Source organism: Pelagicoccus albus (genome assembly GCF_014230145.1).
Lineage (GTDB): Bacteria > Verrucomicrobiota > Verrucomicrobiia > Opitutales > Opitutaceae > Pelagicoccus > Pelagicoccus albus.
Map to the genome: position 1 here is coordinate 104,306 of NZ_JACHVC010000007.1, position 16,894 is coordinate 121,199.

13 protein-coding genes are annotated in these 16,894 nt (G+C 54.3%); 5 read left to right on the forward strand and 8 right to left on the reverse strand.

Annotated features, from left to right (window positions below):
- Positions 1 to 23: 23 nt before the first annotated feature.
- A complete protein-coding gene (locus tag H5P27_RS07280) occupies positions 24 to 761 on the forward strand; it encodes a 6-phosphogluconolactonase (protein ID WP_185659734.1) in 738 nt (245 codons plus the stop codon).
- Between the two features lie 43 nt (positions 762 to 804).
- Here H5P27_RS07280 and H5P27_RS07285 read toward each other — a convergent pair whose 3' ends face one another.
- From H5P27_RS07285 to fabV, 3 genes are all read right to left on the reverse strand, one after another.
- Complete coding sequence (locus tag H5P27_RS07285; RefSeq protein ID WP_185659735.1) at positions 805 to 1,224, reverse strand: DUF5069 domain-containing protein; 420 nt, start codon at positions 1,222 to 1,224, stop codon at positions 805 to 807.
- A 1-nt stretch (position 1,225) separates the two neighbouring features.
- Complete coding sequence (gene dtd, locus H5P27_RS07290; protein WP_185659736.1) at positions 1,226 to 1,678, reverse strand: D-aminoacyl-tRNA deacylase; 453 nt, start codon at positions 1,676 to 1,678, stop codon at positions 1,226 to 1,228.
- A 141-nt stretch (positions 1,679 to 1,819) separates the two neighbouring features.
- A complete protein-coding gene (fabV, locus tag H5P27_RS07295; RefSeq protein WP_185659737.1) occupies positions 1,820 to 3,007 on the reverse strand; it encodes an enoyl-ACP reductase FabV in 1,188 nt (395 codons plus the stop codon).
- A 317-nt stretch (positions 3,008 to 3,324) separates the two neighbouring features.
- Between fabV and H5P27_RS07300 the strand changes: the two genes are divergently transcribed.
- Entirely contained in the window at positions 3,325 to 5,448 is a 2,124-nt protein-coding gene (locus H5P27_RS07300) for a protein-disulfide reductase DsbD family protein (RefSeq protein ID WP_185659738.1), read from the forward strand.
- Between the two features lie 88 nt (positions 5,449 to 5,536).
- Positions 5,537 to 6,151 carry a thioredoxin family protein gene (locus H5P27_RS07305; protein WP_185659739.1) on the forward strand — a complete coding sequence of 205 codons (615 nt, stop codon included), beginning with the start codon at positions 5,537 to 5,539 and terminating at the stop codon, positions 6,149 to 6,151.
- Positions 6,152 to 6,173: 22 nt separating this feature from the next.
- Here the strand turns inward: H5P27_RS07305 and H5P27_RS07310 are convergent, their stop codons facing one another.
- A complete protein-coding gene (locus tag H5P27_RS07310) occupies positions 6,174 to 6,728 on the reverse strand; it encodes a DNA-3-methyladenine glycosylase (protein ID WP_246462556.1) in 555 nt (184 codons plus the stop codon).
- A 56-nt stretch (positions 6,729 to 6,784) separates the two neighbouring features.
- On the opposite strand from H5P27_RS07310, the gene H5P27_RS07315 reads away from it, so the two are divergent.
- Positions 6,785 to 7,681, forward strand: a complete 897-nt coding sequence (locus H5P27_RS07315) for a PfkB family carbohydrate kinase (RefSeq protein WP_185659740.1) — start codon at positions 6,785 to 6,787, stop codon at positions 7,679 to 7,681.
- A 23-nt stretch (positions 7,682 to 7,704) separates the two neighbouring features.
- Here the strand turns inward: H5P27_RS07315 and H5P27_RS07320 are convergent, their stop codons facing one another.
- Positions 7,705 to 9,363, reverse strand: coding sequence for a DUF4139 domain-containing protein (locus H5P27_RS07320; protein WP_185659741.1), 1,659 nt, complete (start codon positions 9,361 to 9,363; stop codon positions 7,705 to 7,707).
- A gap of 111 nt (positions 9,364 to 9,474) precedes the next feature.
- Here H5P27_RS07320 and uvrA point away from each other — a divergent pair, with 111 nt between their 5' ends.
- The gene (gene uvrA / locus H5P27_RS07325) at positions 9,475 to 12,315 is read left to right on the forward strand and encodes an excinuclease ABC subunit UvrA (protein WP_221774641.1); all 2,841 of its coding nucleotides are present in this window, start codon (positions 9,475 to 9,477) and stop codon (positions 12,313 to 12,315) included.
- 42 nt (positions 12,316 to 12,357) lie between these two features.
- Here the strand turns inward: uvrA and H5P27_RS07330 are convergent, their stop codons facing one another.
- The 3 genes from H5P27_RS07330 to H5P27_RS07340 all read right to left on the reverse strand — a co-directional run bounded on the left by H5P27_RS07330 (position 12,358) and on the right by H5P27_RS07340 (position 16,849).
- Positions 12,358 to 14,292, reverse strand: a complete 1,935-nt coding sequence (locus tag H5P27_RS07330) for a methyl-accepting chemotaxis protein (protein ID WP_185659742.1) — start codon at positions 14,290 to 14,292, stop codon at positions 12,358 to 12,360.
- Between the two features lie 268 nt (positions 14,293 to 14,560).
- Positions 14,561 to 14,758: a hypothetical protein gene (locus H5P27_RS07335; RefSeq protein WP_185659743.1), complete on the reverse strand. Its 198-nt coding sequence runs from the start codon at positions 14,756 to 14,758 to the stop codon at positions 14,561 to 14,563.
- A 36-nt stretch (positions 14,759 to 14,794) separates the two neighbouring features.
- Positions 14,795 to 16,849 carry a DUF2264 domain-containing protein gene (locus tag H5P27_RS07340; protein ID WP_185659744.1) on the reverse strand — a complete coding sequence of 685 codons (2,055 nt, stop codon included), beginning with the start codon at positions 16,847 to 16,849 and terminating at the stop codon, positions 14,795 to 14,797.
- Between the last annotated feature and the right edge of the window lie 45 nt (positions 16,850 to 16,894).

Below are 16,894 nucleotides of genomic sequence, written 5' to 3' on the forward strand. Positions count from 1 at the left end.
ACCGAGCCGATTGAAGACTACTAATGAACACTTACCAAACCGAATACGGCACGCTGAAAGTCGGGCCCAAGGACGAACTTCTACAGGAAGCCCTTTCGCTCGCATTCGAGCACTTCGAAACTCTGGAGAAGGAGCATGTCAGCTGGGCTTTGACCGGCGGCTCGACTCCTAAGGATTTCTACAAGTGGATCGTCGAAAACGAACGACTTCCGGTCGAGGTCATGGATCGGGTTCTTTGGACCACAAGCGACGAGCGGACCGTGCCGCTGGAAAGCGATGACAACAATTTCGGCAACGCGGATCGCTTGATGTTACAGCCTCTGGAAGTCATCGACGACGCGAAGTTTCCTTGGCCCACGGAGTTGGAGCCGGAAGCAGCCATCGAGGCTTACACGAAGACTTGGAACGCGGCGGCGGGCGAGGGCGCAGCCTACGACGTTTGTTTTGTCGGAATGGGCGATGACTGCCATACGCTCTCTCTCTTCCCCGGCAGCCCTTTGGTGAGTAATCCAGTGGAGGCGAACTTCGCTGCGGTGGATGTGCCTGGAAAGGGCATGCGTTTGACGCTGAGTCTCGCCGGCTTGGAAAAGTGCGGATTGGTCGTTTTGATGACGCTAGGAGCTGGCAAGGCTGATGCCCTCAAGTCTGTTTTGCAGGGCGACTACGATCCTGTGAACAAGCCCTCGCAGAACTTGAAAGCGGTCGCTGATAAAGCCTTTTGGCTGGTCGACGAAGAGGCCGCTGCGAAACTCGATCTCTAAGGATATTTAAAAAGGCGAACTCCGGAAGAGTTCGCCTTTTGTTTTAATTCTTTTCGTCCGCTTCGATCGCTTCGAAGACGGTACCGGGAAAGTCCGGTGGCAAGTTCGGGTATTTGACCGGTAGAACTTGCTCGAAGCGTTCGCGGCTTGGCGTGCCCGGCCGGCCTAAATTGAAGGCGAATTCGTTCCATTCTTCGATCTGCTCCTCGCTCACTTTGCTTAGTACCCAAGATACAATCTCTTGGTCTCTCGCGGTATCCGATGAGTTGGCCACGGCCTCGAGGAATTCTTCCTGATCGAGCTTGAAGAAGTCGATGAAAAGGCCGTCTAGCCCTTTGGGACTGCAAAAGGAGGCGAGGTACTCCTCGCTCAGTTTTCCTTGGTTTTTCAGGTGCGCTTTGTCGATGAATCGCCCGAGGTGATAGATGCCAAAGAGTTTTTCGGAGGGGAGTCGGATGTTCATGTTATTCCTTGTTTAGGCTATCGAGTAAGATTGTGACGGGGCCGTCGTTGAGAAGGTCGACTTTCATATCGGCCGCGAAAACTCCGGTGTGAACTGGTTTGCCCGTTATTTGTTCAAGTTTCTGGCAAACGGACAGATAGTCGGCCTTCCCTTTTTCGGGAGCGGCCGCGGCGTTGAAGCTGGGGCGGTTTCCCTTCTTGGTGCTCGCGATCAATGTGAATTGGCTAACCACCAGCAGTTCTCCTTCTATGGCTTTGAGCGATTGGTTCATTTGTCCGTTCTCATCCTCGAATATACGCATATTCGCGATCTTGCGAGCGATCCAATCGATATCTTCCGCGGTATCGTCTCGATGAACGCCCAGAAGGACCAGAGCTCCCTGTCCGATGGAGGAATAGACTCGTCCCTCGATGGTGACCGAAGCTCGAGAAACGCGCTGTATGACTGCTTTCATTGGGAAGGAAGGAATCTGCGGACTTCCACGGATGCAAGTAAGCTCTGACTGCCTTCCCAACACATATACTCGACTCTTCTAGATACAAAAAAGGCGGGCCGAAGCCCGCCAGAAATGATGTAAGTCTAAAAGTTTCTCGAGTTACTCGAATTCCACGGCGACTTCGACATCCGCGTCGTAGTCCACTCCGTTTACCCCGAAGCCGAAGAGCTTGAGGAACTCGCTTTGGTAGCCGTCGAAATCGGTGTACTGGTCAATGGTATCGGTTTCGATCTTAGGCCAGATTTCGGCGATCTCGTCTTGGATCTCAGGCTTCATTTCCCAGTCGTCCAAACGGATCAGGTCCAGCTCGTCGGTTGGGACTTCGCCACCATTGAACAGTCGGTCTGCGAAGAGGCGGTACATTTGCTCGATGCAGCCCTCGTGGGTGCCCTTTTCCTTCATCACCTTATAGAGGGCGGTGATGTAGAGGTTAACGCCAGGGATAGCGGATGAAGATTGAGTGACGAGGGCTTTGTTGACTGAGACGAAGGCTTGTCCACCGATGTTGGCCAACTTTTCGTTGATTGATTTTTTGGCCCGACGCACGTCCAGTTTGGCTTGTCCGAGGGCGCCGTCCTTGTAGATCGGCCAAGTGAATTGTGGGCCAATGTAGTCGTAGGCCACGCACTTGAATCCGTCGGCAAGCACGCCTGCCTCGCTCAGGGCATCGATCCAAAGTTCCCAGTCCTCGCCGCCCATGACCTTCACCGTGCCTTGGATTTCTTCGGGAGTGCCCGGTTCGAGAGTCGCGACTTGGATAGTCTTCTTATCGGTGTCGAGGTACTTGTTGGAGAAAGGTTTGCCGATTGGCTTGATGGCGGATTTGTAGACTTCGCCCGTTTTTGGGTCGGTACGGCGTGGGGCTCCGATGGAGTAGACCAACAAGTCGATCTTGCCGCCCATGTCTTCTTTGATGCGCTCGATGGCTTGAGCTTTGATTTCGTCGGAAAAGGCATCGCCGTTGATCGACTTGGCGTAGAGGCCTTCCACTTTGGCCTGTTTCTCGAAGGCGACGGAGTTGTACCAGCCGGCAGATGCGCAGCGTCCGCGTTCGGAAGGGCGTTCGAAAAAGACACCTAGCGTATTCGCTCCCGAGCCAAAAGCGGCGGAGATGCGGGAAGAGAGTCCGTACCCTTGCGAAGCGCCCACGATCAAAACGTTTTTCGGCCCATCGGCTACGGATGGCTGGCTTTTTATGTAGTCGATTTGCTCTTGGACGTTTGCGGCGCAGCCAGTCGGATGGGCCGTGATGCAGATGAAGCCTTTTATCTTAGGTGTGACGATCATTGAAAGCTGTGAATAGGGTTACGCGTCCCGCTACGGGAAAAGGTCTGTGTTGTCGAAGATTGAGAATGATGGCCAGTTAATTGTTCCGGTCGCTCGAGGGCGTCCTAGCCAGGCGGAGAAGGGACGCAATCGTGACCTAGGGCAGGGCGTTTGACTGTCTGAAGCGCTACAGCAAGTAAGAGCCGAGGATCCCGATGAGTAGAAGAGCCGCGATGATGCAGAGAACGCGTTTTTCCTGAGGGGTAGTCTTGAGGAGCATTTGCTTGCCGTTTTTTTCGGGAATTTTATTAAGCCCTTATCGCTCAGTACATTGTGTTATGAACCCATTTCTTCGAGTAAAGCTCTTACTTTTGGCAGCCGTCTTCTACGGCGCTTCAGTCTGGGGACAAGGCCAGTTTAGTCTTGGACCAGTCGACACTGGCGAGGCCGAAGCCGAGTTGGTGGCGGATGTCGCTGCCATCGCTCCGGGGCAGGAGTTCCAAGTCGCCCTCAGGCTCGAGATGAGCCCGCACTGGCACGTTTATTGGATCAACCCCGGCGATACCGGGCTTGTGCCCGAGATAGAATGGAATCTGCCGGAGGGGTTTGAGATGGGGCCGCTCGAATTTCCGACGCCGCACCGAATTCCAACCCCGCCCTTGGTTTCCTACGGTTATGAAGATGAGATCTTTTTGTTGGCCAAGGTGAAGGCTCCGGCTTCGCTGGAGACCGGCAGCACCGTTCGTTTCGAAGGGGCCGCCTCTTGGCTAATCTGCAAAGAAGCCTGTATTCCCGGTTCGGCGGACTTGGCGCTCGAATTGCCCGTCACCGAAACGGGAGAAACCTTTGCTCCTGCGGAGTACGCCAGCAAAATGGCAGAGACACGTGACGCTCTGCCGCGCGAAGCGGAGGGAGGAGTACTCGCCTACGAGGACCTCGGCGACACCTTGATCGTGACCTTGAAGTGGTCCGGCCTGCAGGGAATGACCTTGGAGGACCCTTACTTTTACATCGAGCAAGAGGCGGTTTCGGATTCCGCCAAGGAGCAAAGCTTCGATCTGAACGGAGACGTACTGCGAATCGGAATCCCAAAAACCGACTACTTCGAGGAGCCGGAAAATGGCTACAGTGGGCTATTGTATTCCGCCAATGGTTTCGAGGCGGCAGGTGGGGTGGATGCGGTCCGCTTCCACGTGCCCGGAGATCTCGCCAGCATGGGGGCGACTCCAAGTGTGGCGGGCGAAGCTGCTTTCGACATCGGTTTTACCCAGGCGCTGCTCTACGCGTTTCTGGGCGGAATGATCTTGAACCTCATGCCCTGCGTTTTTCCGGTGCTTTCTATCAAGGTACTCGGCTTCGTCCAGCAATCCGGCGAGGACAAGGGCAAGGTCCTGAAGCACGGGATTATGTTTACTATCGGAGTGTTGGCCTCCTTCTGGCTTTTGGCGGGGACTTTGATCGCCCTGCGCTCCGCGGGTGAGAGCCTCGGCTGGGGATTCCAGCTGCAGCAGCCTGAGTTCGTGGCCGTGATGCTGGTGGTCATGTTCCTCTTTGGCTTGAGCATGTCCGGCGTCTTTGAAATGGGGACCTCTGCCATCAGTTTGCAGGGCAAGGTAAAGGGCGACGGTTACTCCGGGTCCTTCTTTTCAGGCGTCATCGCAACGGCGGTAGCGACTCCCTGTACGGGACCATTCATGGGGCAAGCCCTTGGCTACGCGCTCACCTTATCCGCTTTTCAGTCGCTTACGGTTTTCACCTTTCTGGCCCTTGGCATGGCCACGCCATACTTGGTGCTCTCGGCCAATCCATCACTGATCAACAAGCTCCCGCGTCCAGGAGCCTGGATGGAAACCTTCAAGCAGGTTATGGCCTTCCCGATGTACGCGACCTGTATCTGGCTGGTCTGGCTCTTGGGGGCGCATTTGGGTAACGACGGACTCGTCTACGTGCTCGGTGGACTCTTGGTCGTCGCTATCGGCGCCTGGATCTACGGACGCTGGTCAACTCCGGTCAAATCCAAGTCTACTCGACGCTTCGCGAGCGGCCTCGCCCTGCTGTCGGTGCTCGGAGGAATTTGGCTGATGATGCCAGGAGAAGCGGGTGAGGAGAAAGAAGAGATCCCCTGGCAGACTTATTCTCCCGCTCTGGTCGATGAGCTATCCACTTCCGGAAAGCCAGTGTTTATAGATTTCACCGCGGACTGGTGCCTGACTTGTAAAGCCAACGAGATTCGCCTTTTCAGCTCGGACGAAGTGCTGGATCGAATCGATGACGGCGAGGTGCAGTTGGTACGAGGGGATTGGACCAAGAAGGACTCGGTCATAACCGAAGCCTTGGCCAAATACGGCCGCTCCAGCGTACCGCTTTATCTGCTCTACGACGGAGATGGCTCCGAACCACGTGTTCTCCCGCAAGTCCTCAGTCCGTCCACCTTTTTGGCGGCCCTCGATGAAATCGATTAGGCTCCTGAACAGTTTTTTTAGGTAGCACCTCAGGCCGTTAAGATCCGGCCGTTTGCTCCTGTTTTAGAACAACCAACCAAGACCCAAGATGACTCTTATCCAACGCCTCGTCAGTTGCGTAGCGGCCACGCTACTTTTCGCCGGAAGCCTTTCAGCCGCCCAAGTCGGTGCCTCCGCTCCCGCTTTTAGTCTAGTTGACACCCAAGGCAACGAACACTCCCTGTCCGATTTTGAGGGCAAAGTGGTAGTGCTGGAATGGACCAATTTCGGCTGCCCCTTCGTCAAGAAGCACTACAACTCCGGAAACATGCAGGGGCTGCAGGAGCATGCTACCGGCAAGGATGTGGTTTGGCTTTCTATTTGCTCCTCCGCTCCCGGGAAGCAGGGCAACATGAGTTCTGAAGAGTGGAGCTCCGCTCTCGAGGAAAAGGGCTCCAAAGCCACCGCGGTTCTTATCGACGAGTCCGGCGAAGTTGGCCGTGCCTACGGAGCGAAGGCTACGCCTCACATGTTCGTAATCGATGAAAGTGGTACGCTCGTTTACGACGGAGCCATCGATAGCATCGCCTCCGCAAGTCCTTCGGATATCGAGAAGGCTGAGAATTACGTGAAGTCTGCTTTGGCTTCCCTGTTCGCGGGAGAGCCCATCGAGACTGCCAAAGCCAAGCCATACGGTTGCGGCATCAAGTACGCTCAAAACTAGTCGGCAGGCTTCCTTCGCCGGTCTATGCAAGATCGGCTACAAAACGATACGGACGCTGCGACCAATCCGGTCCAGCGTAGTCGATCCCGATGCGTGGTGTCGCTTTCACCAAAGCGTCGTCCACACGAGGAGCGTCCTCCAAGTGGAGACCACTCTGCCGTTTTGCGGGCAAGGAATTCAGTTCCTTGCCTATGCCGAGTCTCTTGGTCAGCCGCCCCGGACCGCTTACGGATTCTAGGCCCCGAATTAAAATTGCGGCTGGATAGTCCTGTGGGCCGGTCACGAGATTTAGCATCTGGTGCATCCCGTAAATGAGGTAAACGTACCAGTGCCCAGCCGGTCCAAACATGACTTCGGTCCTCGTGGTTCGACCTTTTGAGGCATGGCAGGCCAAGTCTTCTGGGCCGTCGTAGGCCTCCGTCTCGATTATCCGGAGACGTTGCACAATCCTCGTTGCGGTGTCGGTCCGCACCAGCTGCTTTCCGATTAGCTCGCGAGCGAGTCGGACGGTGTCGGCGGAAGTGAATTCAGCTGGTTTCAGGATACGAGCCATGAGGAAGCTACTCTTAAAAGTCATCGACTGATTTGAGGCAATGGTTGCGTGTGGAGGGAACGTGTTTACATGATCCGAGCATGCCCAAAATCATTACCTTTACCGCCAACCTTTTGGCGGAGACGACTTACGAGTTTCCGGAATTCAAAATTGGCAAGACCCAGAGGGCGGTAGGCCAATTCTTCCAAGTGGGAGGCAAGGGGATCAATGTCAGCAAGATGCTCAATCTGCTGGGAGCCGAGAATCAGGCTCTTTGTTTCCCGGGAGGAAATCTTGGGCCCGCCTGTGAAGCGTGGCTGGCGGAGACCGGCATCTCGACGCTCGCATTCCGAGAGGGCTGCGAAACCCGATCGGGCGCTGTAATACGATCGGGGGAAGCGGTGGAGACTACTTTCTTGGGCTTGGATTCAACCGTATCGGTCTCCGCGATACGCGAAGCCGTAGCGGCTTTGGCGGCTATCAGCGAGCCTTTCGTATTCGCGGTTTGTGGATCGGTGCAGGGCTGGGAAGACCCTCGCTGGGATGTATTGAGAGACTGGATCGAAAACCGGGGCGAGCATGTATCCCTTGTCGTTGATAACTACGGACCAAGTCTCCCGTGGTTCGCGAATCAGCGACCGGAGATCATCAAATTCAATCGCGACGAGCTAGAGATTTTGTTCGAAGGCGAAGAACGCAGCCTTCCCACGCCGGAGCTGATAGGGCGAGCGCGTGAACGCTATGCCTGCGATCGCTGGATGGTAACCAACGGCGAAAAGGAAGTTTGGGTGCAGGATCAAGACGGGACTGCGAGTTCGTTCCAACCTAGGTCCGTGGAATGCATTTCACCCGTCGGTTGCGGCGATGTCTCTTTCGCCACGCTTATCGATTGTCTGTATAACAAATCAGGATACGACTTGAGGTCGGCTGCGGAGCTGGCCAGCGAATACGCCTCGCGCAGCGCGGCCAGTGCGGGGATCGCCGACTTCGAGCTTTAAGCATCGAGGCCGGCTTGGGGTTTCTAGAGCTGAGGGCCGAGGTCCCAGTCGCGTGGATGCTCGACTTGGTAGCTGAGCTTCAAGTCCTTCGTTTCCTTAGGCGCGAGCGTTAGCTCCCACTGGAAGATCCCGCTGTCCTCCTTGCCCTCTAGGACTTTGATTTCGCTCGCAGAAGGGGATAGTCGTTCGATCTCGATTTTCGCGTCGGTGGCGATTGGGAATTGGTCGACGACAACCACTTTGTGCGGCACGGAGTGATAGTTGGTCACCTTGTTGGTGTAGTTTCGGGTCAGAGTGACGGTCTTGTCGAAAAGGCCAGTATCTTTGTCCTGTTGAGCGCCTTCGATCCGTTTGGCGATTATGTTGGCATCGGTGCCTAGCGAGAGCTCGATCTTTTCGGTAGGCAGGGTCTTTTCCAAAGCGACCTTGGAGGATAGTTTTCCATCGACGAAAGCGAGGGCTTGGCCCGCTAGGATGGGGAGGTCGAGCTCGTTGGTTGCTCTTGCTCGCAAGTAGGTATCGAGCTGCACTCGCGGAACGACTTCCGACCAGTATTCCGCTTTGAGTTCCGCTTGGGTGACGGGGAGGGTGGAAGCGTCCTGTCGTGAAGGGACCGTAACTTCGCCCGGCAGCGTCACTTGGAAGGAGACAGTGGAGGCCGAGACGGTGATGCTTTGCTGTGATGGAACGGGAGCCGCACCGGCCATTACGGAGTTGGTTAACCTAGCTTTTCTGCGAGGAGCTGAAACTTCGAAAGGGCTAAGTTCGTAGACTTCGTCGTCCGTCTCGTATTCGGGACGATGTTGGCTTAGCACGACGGGATATAGCTCTGGAACGTTCCCTCGGCGGTTGGTTTGGTTGGTATGGAGCGAGAGGCTGACGTCGGTCCAGTCCTCGCCAGTCTTTTGCCATACGTTAGCGAAGTATCCGAAATCCAAGCGCGCTTCTTCCGGAAAGGCACGGAGCTCGTATTGCGGCTGCCAACGAGCGCTCAGTGCTTGGTAGCTAATGCTCATTTCCACCTCTTGGGCAGTGTCCAAATCGATTTCTACTTCCGCCAAAGATTGGGTCAGGCTATCCTGTTCACGCGCCTTTTGCAGCTCTTGTTTAATTTCTTTTTCCTTTTTGTTCAGAGCGACGAGTTCTAGGGCTACCTTGTATTCGATATCGGCGGCTTCCTTGCGGGTGTTTTCAACCAACTCCCAGGTTTCCATGCCGCTGGAGAGCGAAAGACTACTTCCGTTTTCCGCCAGTTCTCCAAATCCATCGGCGAACGATTTCGCGAGGCTTTCGACGTAATCTAGTCGAGCTCGGGCCGATGATTTCCGTTGTTGAACGGTTTGTATTTCGTGGCGAATTGCTTCCAGTCTCTCGCGGATCGCTTCGATCTCTGTTGATTCTTCAGAGTAAGGGTCCCTGAAAATCCTGGCGTTTCGGATAACCCCCTTTGCTTCGCCGATGTTGGCTTCCAAGGTGTTATAATCGACGGATGTGGGTAAGCCGTCGAACCGTATCGTCGATTTGCCTGCAGGCGCTTGTAGGGTGGCTACTCGCGTGATGCGGGCCCCATCTCGGAAGAGAGAGACGGAGCTTATTTTTGATGAGGGTTCGAGCGGCTCGCCCCTCAGGTTTGCCAGCGTGATTCCGCTGACCATGGCGAAAATGAAAAGGGTCTTTTGCATAAGGAGGAATTTTAGGGTTTGGTTTTTAAGAGCGGATTGTGGGCTAAGAGTTCCCTTATTAGGTACGGCGTGGTTGCTATTTTGGATCCGCTCTTTTCAATTCGGCCGGTTTTGAGTCAGAGCGAATACATTCATATCAAGGGAGCGAGGGAGCATAACCTCAAAAATGTGGAGCTGCGAATTCCCCGCAACAAGCTGGTAGTGATAACCGGTGTCTCCGGTTCCGGCAAGAGTTCGCTCGCATTCGATACCTTGTATGCCGAGGGGCACCGCAAATACGTGGAGTCGCTCTCCACTCAAGCGCGGCAGGCCATGGACCAGCTCAAGCGTCCGGATGTCGACTTCATTCACGGCCTCTCACCGGTTTTGGCGATCGAGCAACGAGCCTCCAATGCGTCGCCTCGCAGTACGGTGGCCACGGTGACGGAGATCGCTGACTACGCCCGTCTCCTTTGGGTCATTCGGGGAGAGCAACGTTGCCCGAAGGACGGCGGCATCATCCAGCGTCAAACGCTCGATGGAGCGGTGGACCAAACCTTGCAGCTCCCGGAGCGATCCCGAGCCATGATTCTCGCTCCCTATATGAAGGCCAAGCCAGCCGAGTTGCGTGAAGAACTGCCGCGTCTTCGACAGAAAGGCTTTCAACGTGTCCGTATCAATGGAGAAATCGTGGATGTGGACGATCCGCAGGCCGCCTCCAAAGGTCGTCAGGCTCTGCAGATGGATATCGTGGTGGATCGTTTGGTGATCGGTCCAGATCAGCGAAGCCGCTTGGCCGACTCCTTGGAGCTTGCCTTTAGCGAAGGAAAGGACCGAGCCATTGTCCTGTATCAAGAGAATCGGGACGCGGAGTGGGCGGAGCTTCCCTTGAGCCGAAACTTTTCCTGTAGCGAATGCGGTACGGTGTACGAACCCATCACCCCCCGTCATTTCTCATTCAATACCGCTGAGGGATCCTGTCCGGAATGTGGAGGACTTGGTGAGACACGCCGCTTCCTCGATGAGCTCGTAGTTCCAGATCCTGACAAAAGCGTGAAGAACGGAGCTCTAAAGCCGCTGCGTATCGGAGGGAAACAGCTGATCATCCGTCACAATGCGATGCTTCGTCAGCTCGCCGAGCAATTGCCCTTTGATCCGACGACCCCTTGGAAAGATCTTTCTGACGAGACTAAGGAACAGCTTCTACATGGAGTCCCGGATCGTGAGTTCGAATTCAAGCTGACCCGTCGCAAAACCAAGCCCGCTCCCACGAAGTTTGAAGGAATTATTCCGCTGCTAACAAAGGCGGCGAGGGAAACGAAAAGCGATGGCTATCGGGCTCGTCTCATGACTTACCAGACCGAGCAGGACTGTCCCTGCTGCCACGGGCATCGGTTCAGCCCGCGTAGCGCTAACGTGTACGTGGATGGAGTGAGCCTGCCCGAGTTTTTGGCCATGGATATCGAAAAGGCATATGCTTTTATCTCTGGTTTGGATAAGGCCGGTAGCGAGGTTTCGACTTACGGTGAAGTGATCGAAGGGGTGGAATTCCGGTTGCGGTTCCTGAAAGAGGTCGGCTTGGATTATCTGACCTTAAATCGTGGATACTCGACGCTGAGTGGTGGAGAATCGCAGCGTGTACGCCTCGCGACCCAGCTAGGCATGAGTCTGATGGGGGTGGTCTACGTTTTGGATGAACCGAGCATTGGACTGCACGCCAAGGATAACAAGAAGCTGGTCCAGACCCTGAAAGACCTTCGCGATACAGGGAACTCGGTGGTAGTGGTTGAGCACGATGAAGAAATGATGCGAGCGGCGGATCATCTCATTGAGATCGGTCCTGGAGCGGGGCTTTATGGCGGCGAGGTTCTCTACGAAGGAAAGCCAGACAATTGTACCGCTTCTACCGAACGTGAACGCTCTACGGGAGCGTATTTGTCGGGAGTGGAGCGATTGGCAAAATTGGCCAAAGATCTAGAGCCCTCCGAAAAGTGGATACGGATAAAGGAAGCAAGCCATCATAATCTGAAAGGCGTTACGGCTGAAATACCAGTCGGTCTGCTCACCTGCGTTACCGGTGTTTCCGGTTCTGGAAAGTCTACTTTGGTCAATGGCATTTTGGCCAAAGCCGCCGCCCGCAAGCTGAATCGCTCGAAGGACATTCCTGGAGCTCACAAGGGTATCGAAGGTCTAGAGTATTTCGAACGAGTCGTGCGCGTGAGCCAAGAGCCGATTGGCCAAAGCCCGCGATCCAACCCTGCTACCTACACAAAACTATTCGATGCCTTGCGAGATCTTTACACGAAAGTACCTCTGTCGCGAACACGTGGATATAAGGCCGGCCGGTTTAGCTTCAATGCTCGTGGCGGGCGCTGCGAGCGGTGCCAGGGGCAAGGGGCCATCAAGCTCGACATGCTCTTCATGAGCGATGCCTATGTCGAGTGCCCAAGCTGCAACGGGAAACGCTACAACCGAGAAACCTTGGAGGCGAAATATGCGGGCTTAAGTATTGCAGAGGCCTTGGACCTATCGGTCGACGAAGCCTGCGAAAAATTTAAGAATGTACCGCGTATTATCGAAAAACTGAATACGCTGGAACAGGTAGGGCTTGGCTATCTCAAATTAGGCCAAGCAGCCAATACCTTGAGTGGCGGAGAGGCTCAACGCCTGAAGCTTTCGCTTGAGCTCTCCAAACGAAATAGCGGGAAAAACCTCTACATTTTGGACGAACCGACCACCGGTCTGCATTGGGCCGATATTCAACGTTTGAGCGACTTGCTCTTCAGATTACGAGACCAAGGAAATACGGTGGTAGTGATTGAGCATCAACTCGACTTTATCCGCTTGGCAGACTGGGCGATCGACCTAGGCCCCGGCGGCGGAAGTCGAGGAGGGGAGATCGTATACTCGGGGCCAGTGCAAAGGATGGTTGATTACGAGCGTTCCGAAACGGGTTTGGCGATGCGTAGTTGATATTCTCTGCCTGTTTGCAAATGGGAGACGGGAAATTCGGGTTTAGTTCCAAGAGGTTTCCATCGTGCTTGAGCTGATGCGTTTCGGATTTTGCAAGCTGCTAGCATTTTTCGACTGCTTATTTTCGTCGTCCTGTTTTTCGCATTCTAACTGGTTGCCGGACACAATTTTGCAGAGCTCCTGGGCTGCTTCAACTAGGCAGCGAGCTTCGCTGTTGAGTCCGTTCGCAGTCTCAGTGGTGCCCTCGGCGTAATGGGCTGCATTTTGGGTCACGCGTTCCAGCTGTGACATGGCGTTGCTGATCTGGGAGGCACCGTTTGACTCTTCGTTTGCGACTTCCGATACGGATGAGACAAGCTCGACCATTCTTTGGGTATGGGCGGCTATGCCCGAAAAGGACTTGAGCACGTTTTCGCAGATCAGGCTGCCGCGGTTTGATCGTTGAACAGCTTCGCTTATCTGCTGGTTCGTTTCTGCGGCTGCATCGGCGCTTCGTTTGGCGAGATTCCTCACCTCGTCCGCGACTACTGCAAACCCAGCTCCCGCCTGGCCGGCGCGAGCTGCTTCTACGGAAGCGTTCAAAGCGAGTATGTTTGTTTGGAATGCTATCTCGTCGATAGTGCTGACGATACGGGTTACAGACTCGCTGGAGGTAACTATTTCTTTCATCGCGTCCGACATTTCCGTCATGCTACACTTTCCGCTTTCCGTGGCGTCAAGAGCTGCCATCGCGATTTCTCGAGCTTCGAACGCGTTTTTTGCATTGGTGTTGATGCTGCTTTCCATCTCTGTGACGGAAGCGGAGGTTTCCTCCACTGAAGCCGCCAGGGTATTCGCGTCATCGGCGATATGGCAGCTGAGCTCTTGTACGCGTGAAGTCCAATCGGTTATACTTTTGCTGCTTTTTTGCAGTTCGCCTGCAGTTTTAATTATTCGTCTTACTGTGGCCAATACAATGAGGATCCCAATAGCCCCAGCCACGATACCGGAAAGGGTTACGAGGATAACGGTGCCGTTGATTTCCGCATTCAGCGCATGAAGTTGCTCCATGGATTCGGATGCTATGAAAAGCCCAACGGGTTGGCCCTTGAAGTCGAGAATGGCTGTGGCTCTCAGTCTGTGTTCGTCGAAAGTGAAGCTTTGTGGAGATTCCAGAGCTTTTTCCAGAAGAGCCGGGGTGAGGGCTTTCGAGAAATAGTCTTTATTGGTGGAGTTGACGAAAGTGAACTTGCCTGTTCTAGGATGCTTGTTTTGGTCCTGTAGTTTTGTAGCGATGGACAGGTAATCCGAGACCATGAGGACGGCAAGATCTCGACTGGGCTCTTTTGCTAATGATTCGAAGATCGAGGTGAAATCACCAAGGTACTCGACCGAACCTAGGAATCGTTTTTCTGAATCGATTATCGGAACGATTCCTCGAATCGCGAATCCGCCACGTCCAATTTCAATGCCTGTCACTGGCTCATGCGAACCTTGGTCGATTCTTTTGATCGTATGCCGGAATGAGCTAATATCGTCGCACTCGTTTTGCTTGGGTCGAAAGACTCGCCAAAGGCTACGGGCAGTGGGGAGATGGAAATGGAGTTGATAAGGGTTGCCCGCGTAGGATTCGAAACCCTCTGTTTTTGATTTGAAATACTCTTTCAGCTGTTGACGAGCTGCTTGGGTGTGGGGGTCTACGGCGACGCCGTTGTTTCCGAGCGACGCTTCCGCGTAGGCAAGGAGTACCGATTCGTCACGTGCAAAAAGACTGGCATGGCCAAGAGCCGAATGAGCTTCTGAATCGATTTGATTCAAAAAGGTGTTTGTTAGCTTGGAGATATTTTGGTCGAGGTTTTGCTCGAAGGAATGCCTAACTTCCGATCGAATGAGAACCGCGTTTAGCGAGAGAAGCACGCAAAGCGAGAAGGCTAAGAGGACCACTAGCTTTTTCGCGAAAGAGACACGGTCGAGGGCGTTGCGGAGATTGGAAATCATAGTTTGGGTGGGGCTTCAATATTGTCATACGACGACTGTCATAGAAGTTCGACCCACGTCTTTGGTAGCTAAAGCGATCACTTGCTCAGTAACGCAAATTTGATAGGTTCACCACTCGCTAGGGACTTCTCCTGATGCGGTTTGTAGTGTATAACTCCAAAGGCCGAAAAATTATATTGGGGCGTACTCCTGTATCTTGAATTTTAATACGCAATATTAAGCTCTAGGCTTTTCTGTTATTTCTCGGCAGAAGCGACTGCGGCAAGAATTAGTCAGCGGCATTATTGTAGTCGGCGAAGACATCCTTGGCCATGGGGGAGATCGCGTTGACTAGATGCGGCAGCTCGGTCGGCACCGTCACAGGCGGCAGAACAGTATTTAGAACCCCTTCCGATTTCCATTGGGAAGAAGTCTGAGTCGAACTCCGTATTTCGCAAAAAAAAGATGAAGCCGGGGAAGGCTTCATCTTTGGAAATCGTTTTTGTCTGAAGAGGCTACTTGCTTAGCAGGTTCGCAAGCCGTCGATGTTTTGGTAGTCGACGTGGTGGCTGGCTCCGCTGCTCAAGTTTACCTGCACTCCGCAAGGAGATCCTGAGGGAGCAAAGGTCTGGATCGTGAAATCCTTCACAGGCGAGAGTTCCTCCTCGGTCCACTCCGAGTCATCCATCTTGTGGAGCATGGCGGTGATGAGGATTTCCATTTTAGGATTCACCTTGGGAGCGGTCTTGCGGGCGAAGAGCACGGTGCTGCTATCGGCTTCGGCGTTGTTGCCATCATGGGTCATTGCCTCGGCTTGATCCCAGCCGTGGTAGGTAATGAAGGCGAGGCTACGACCAGGTATCCGAGCAATCATTACAGTCCGATCCGCGAGCTTTCTCTCTTCCACGGTCGCTTCGACTCCGTCGATGTGAGGAAGGCCGAAGTGTCCAAGGGTGAGCTCGTATTCGAAAGCAAGTCGGGTACGGTCCACTCGGAGGACTCCTCCGGGCAAGGTGATTTCCGCAAGGTCGATGATGTAGCCGACTCCATTGTTCGGCGGTTGGCGCATGATGGCCTGGCGGTAGAGCACTCCATCCCGTTGGCCGTTGAAGAGCATGTTTTGGGAGTGAGTGAACTTGGCCCGCAGTTCCGAATCGTTATCGACGGTTTTACCGGTGAGGTAGAAGTTGATGTCGTCGCCTCGCAGATCGCGAGGGTCGAGGCTGCGGAAGGCGTACTCCATGGAGGTGCCACCATCCGGGTTTTGGTCTTCCCAAGGGAAGTGGGTGTTGAAGGTGAGTTTCGAGTAATTCGGGTCGTCGTAGTAGACTTTGCCCGGAATGATTTCCGAGGTTCCTGTTTTGCCATGGTTGACGAGCATGAGGCCCGGGCTGGGCAAGAGCGTTTGAGTCGAAGCATCACCCAAGTCTTCCCAGAACCCGTCGTTTTCGGTCTCCGTCCAGAAGGGCGAATCCTCCGGCAGCGCCAGGCAGATGAATGGGAGGAACATGAGGAAAGGGCTAGCTGGGCAGCTATAGCTCTGCACCATGTAGTCCTTTTGGCCGTAGAAGCCGAGGCTTGGAATCCCGTTTACGAAGAATTCCTCTTTGGTTACGAACTGAAGAAGCGATCCGGAGCAGAGGCGTCGAGCCCAGCCACCATCGAGCAGGTTTGGATTCTCCAGCATGAAGGCTACGGGGAAGGCACCGGATACCCAAGTACGGTAGCAGATGCTGCGGGACCACATGTTTATGTATCCATCGCGGCCAAAGAAGTTGCCGATCGACTCCATCAGCTTTTGGGCCGACTTCTCGATGGTCTTGGATATCTCGGGATAATACTCGTCGCCGAATCCGCGATTCCAGATAGTGGTATAAACGATGAAGAGACTGATAGAGTAGTAGTTGTAGGTCTGTTCCAAATACCAGCCGTCTCCCGAGTGGTAGGAGACGACCCACTGCAGGTGGTTAAGCAAGAGCCCGTCGTCGATTTCGTAACCCTGCTTTTTGAGGAAGGAAAGTGTAGTGATATTGAAGATACGCCAGTTGTTCTGGGTAGTGCGATGATGGCCCCATGCAGAGATGGTTTTAACCATAGCCGCCTTTTGTTCCTCGGTGTAGACGGACCAGATGGTATCCGGCATCAGGAGCAAGGTCTTGAAGAGGCCGCCGAACTCGCAGGTGTACTGGTAGGTCGAGTCCGGAAGGTCTTCCGGCATGGGTAGGGAATTCGGGTTGCCCGGAGTGAGAGCCTTGTAGAGGAGGTTGGCGTAGTAATCGCGAAGGTTGATTCCTTTGATCTCGGTTTCAGGATCGTTGTGGATCAAGGGAGCCGCCAGGGTGAAGGTGCGCTCTAGGGCCTCGAATTCGAGGGAGCGGAAACGCCAAGCGGGAGAGTCCTCTTGCGGATAGGTTTTCCCGTCGATGAGCGGGAAGGTCAGGATGTCGTCGAAGGAGTCGATGTGTTGGAAGGCTCCCTCGAGCAAATACTTGGCAAGCTCGATGTAGTGGGAGCGTGTCATGCCCGTTTTGGGGCTTAGTTGATAGTCGGGGTTTTCAACGGTGTAGGAAGATTTCATAGGGTTTCCTTTACGGGGTTTAGAGATTGGGGACGGTTTGTATCC

What these genes read in the sequence shown, in the direction of transcription:
- H5P27_RS07335 (WP_185659743.1), bottom strand. Translation starts at nt 14,758, where the DNA reads ATGAAGCCTTCCCCGGCTTCATCTTTTTTTTGCGAAATACGGAGTTCG.
- fabV (WP_185659737.1), bottom strand. Translation starts at nt 3,007, where the DNA reads ATGATCGTCACACCTAAGATAAAAGGCTTCATCTGCATCACGGCCCAT.
- H5P27_RS07315 (WP_185659740.1), top strand. Translation starts at nt 6,785, where the DNA reads ATGCCCAAAATCATTACCTTTACCGCCAACCTTTTGGCGGAGACGACT.
- H5P27_RS07300 (WP_185659738.1), top strand. Translation starts at nt 3,325, where the DNA reads ATGAACCCATTTCTTCGAGTAAAGCTCTTACTTTTGGCAGCCGTCTTC.
- H5P27_RS07330 (WP_185659742.1), bottom strand. Translation starts at nt 14,292, where the DNA reads ATGATTTCCAATCTCCGCAACGCCCTCGACCGTGTCTCTTTCGCGAAA.
- H5P27_RS07340 (WP_185659744.1), bottom strand. Translation starts at nt 16,849, where the DNA reads ATGAAATCTTCCTACACCGTTGAAAACCCCGACTATCAACTAAGCCCC.
- H5P27_RS07305 (WP_185659739.1), top strand. Translation starts at nt 5,537, where the DNA reads ATGACTCTTATCCAACGCCTCGTCAGTTGCGTAGCGGCCACGCTACTT.
- H5P27_RS07280 (WP_185659734.1), top strand. Translation starts at nt 24, where the DNA reads ATGAACACTTACCAAACCGAATACGGCACGCTGAAAGTCGGGCCCAAG.
- H5P27_RS07310 (WP_246462556.1), bottom strand. Translation starts at nt 6,728, where the DNA reads ATGACTTTTAAGAGTAGCTTCCTCATGGCTCGTATCCTGAAACCAGCT.
- H5P27_RS07285 (WP_185659735.1), bottom strand. Translation starts at nt 1,224, where the DNA reads ATGAACATCCGACTCCCCTCCGAAAAACTCTTTGGCATCTATCACCTC.
- H5P27_RS07320 (WP_185659741.1), bottom strand. Translation starts at nt 9,363, where the DNA reads ATGCAAAAGACCCTTTTCATTTTCGCCATGGTCAGCGGAATCACGCTG.
- dtd (WP_185659736.1), bottom strand. Translation starts at nt 1,678, where the DNA reads ATGAAAGCAGTCATACAGCGCGTTTCTCGAGCTTCGGTCACCATCGAG.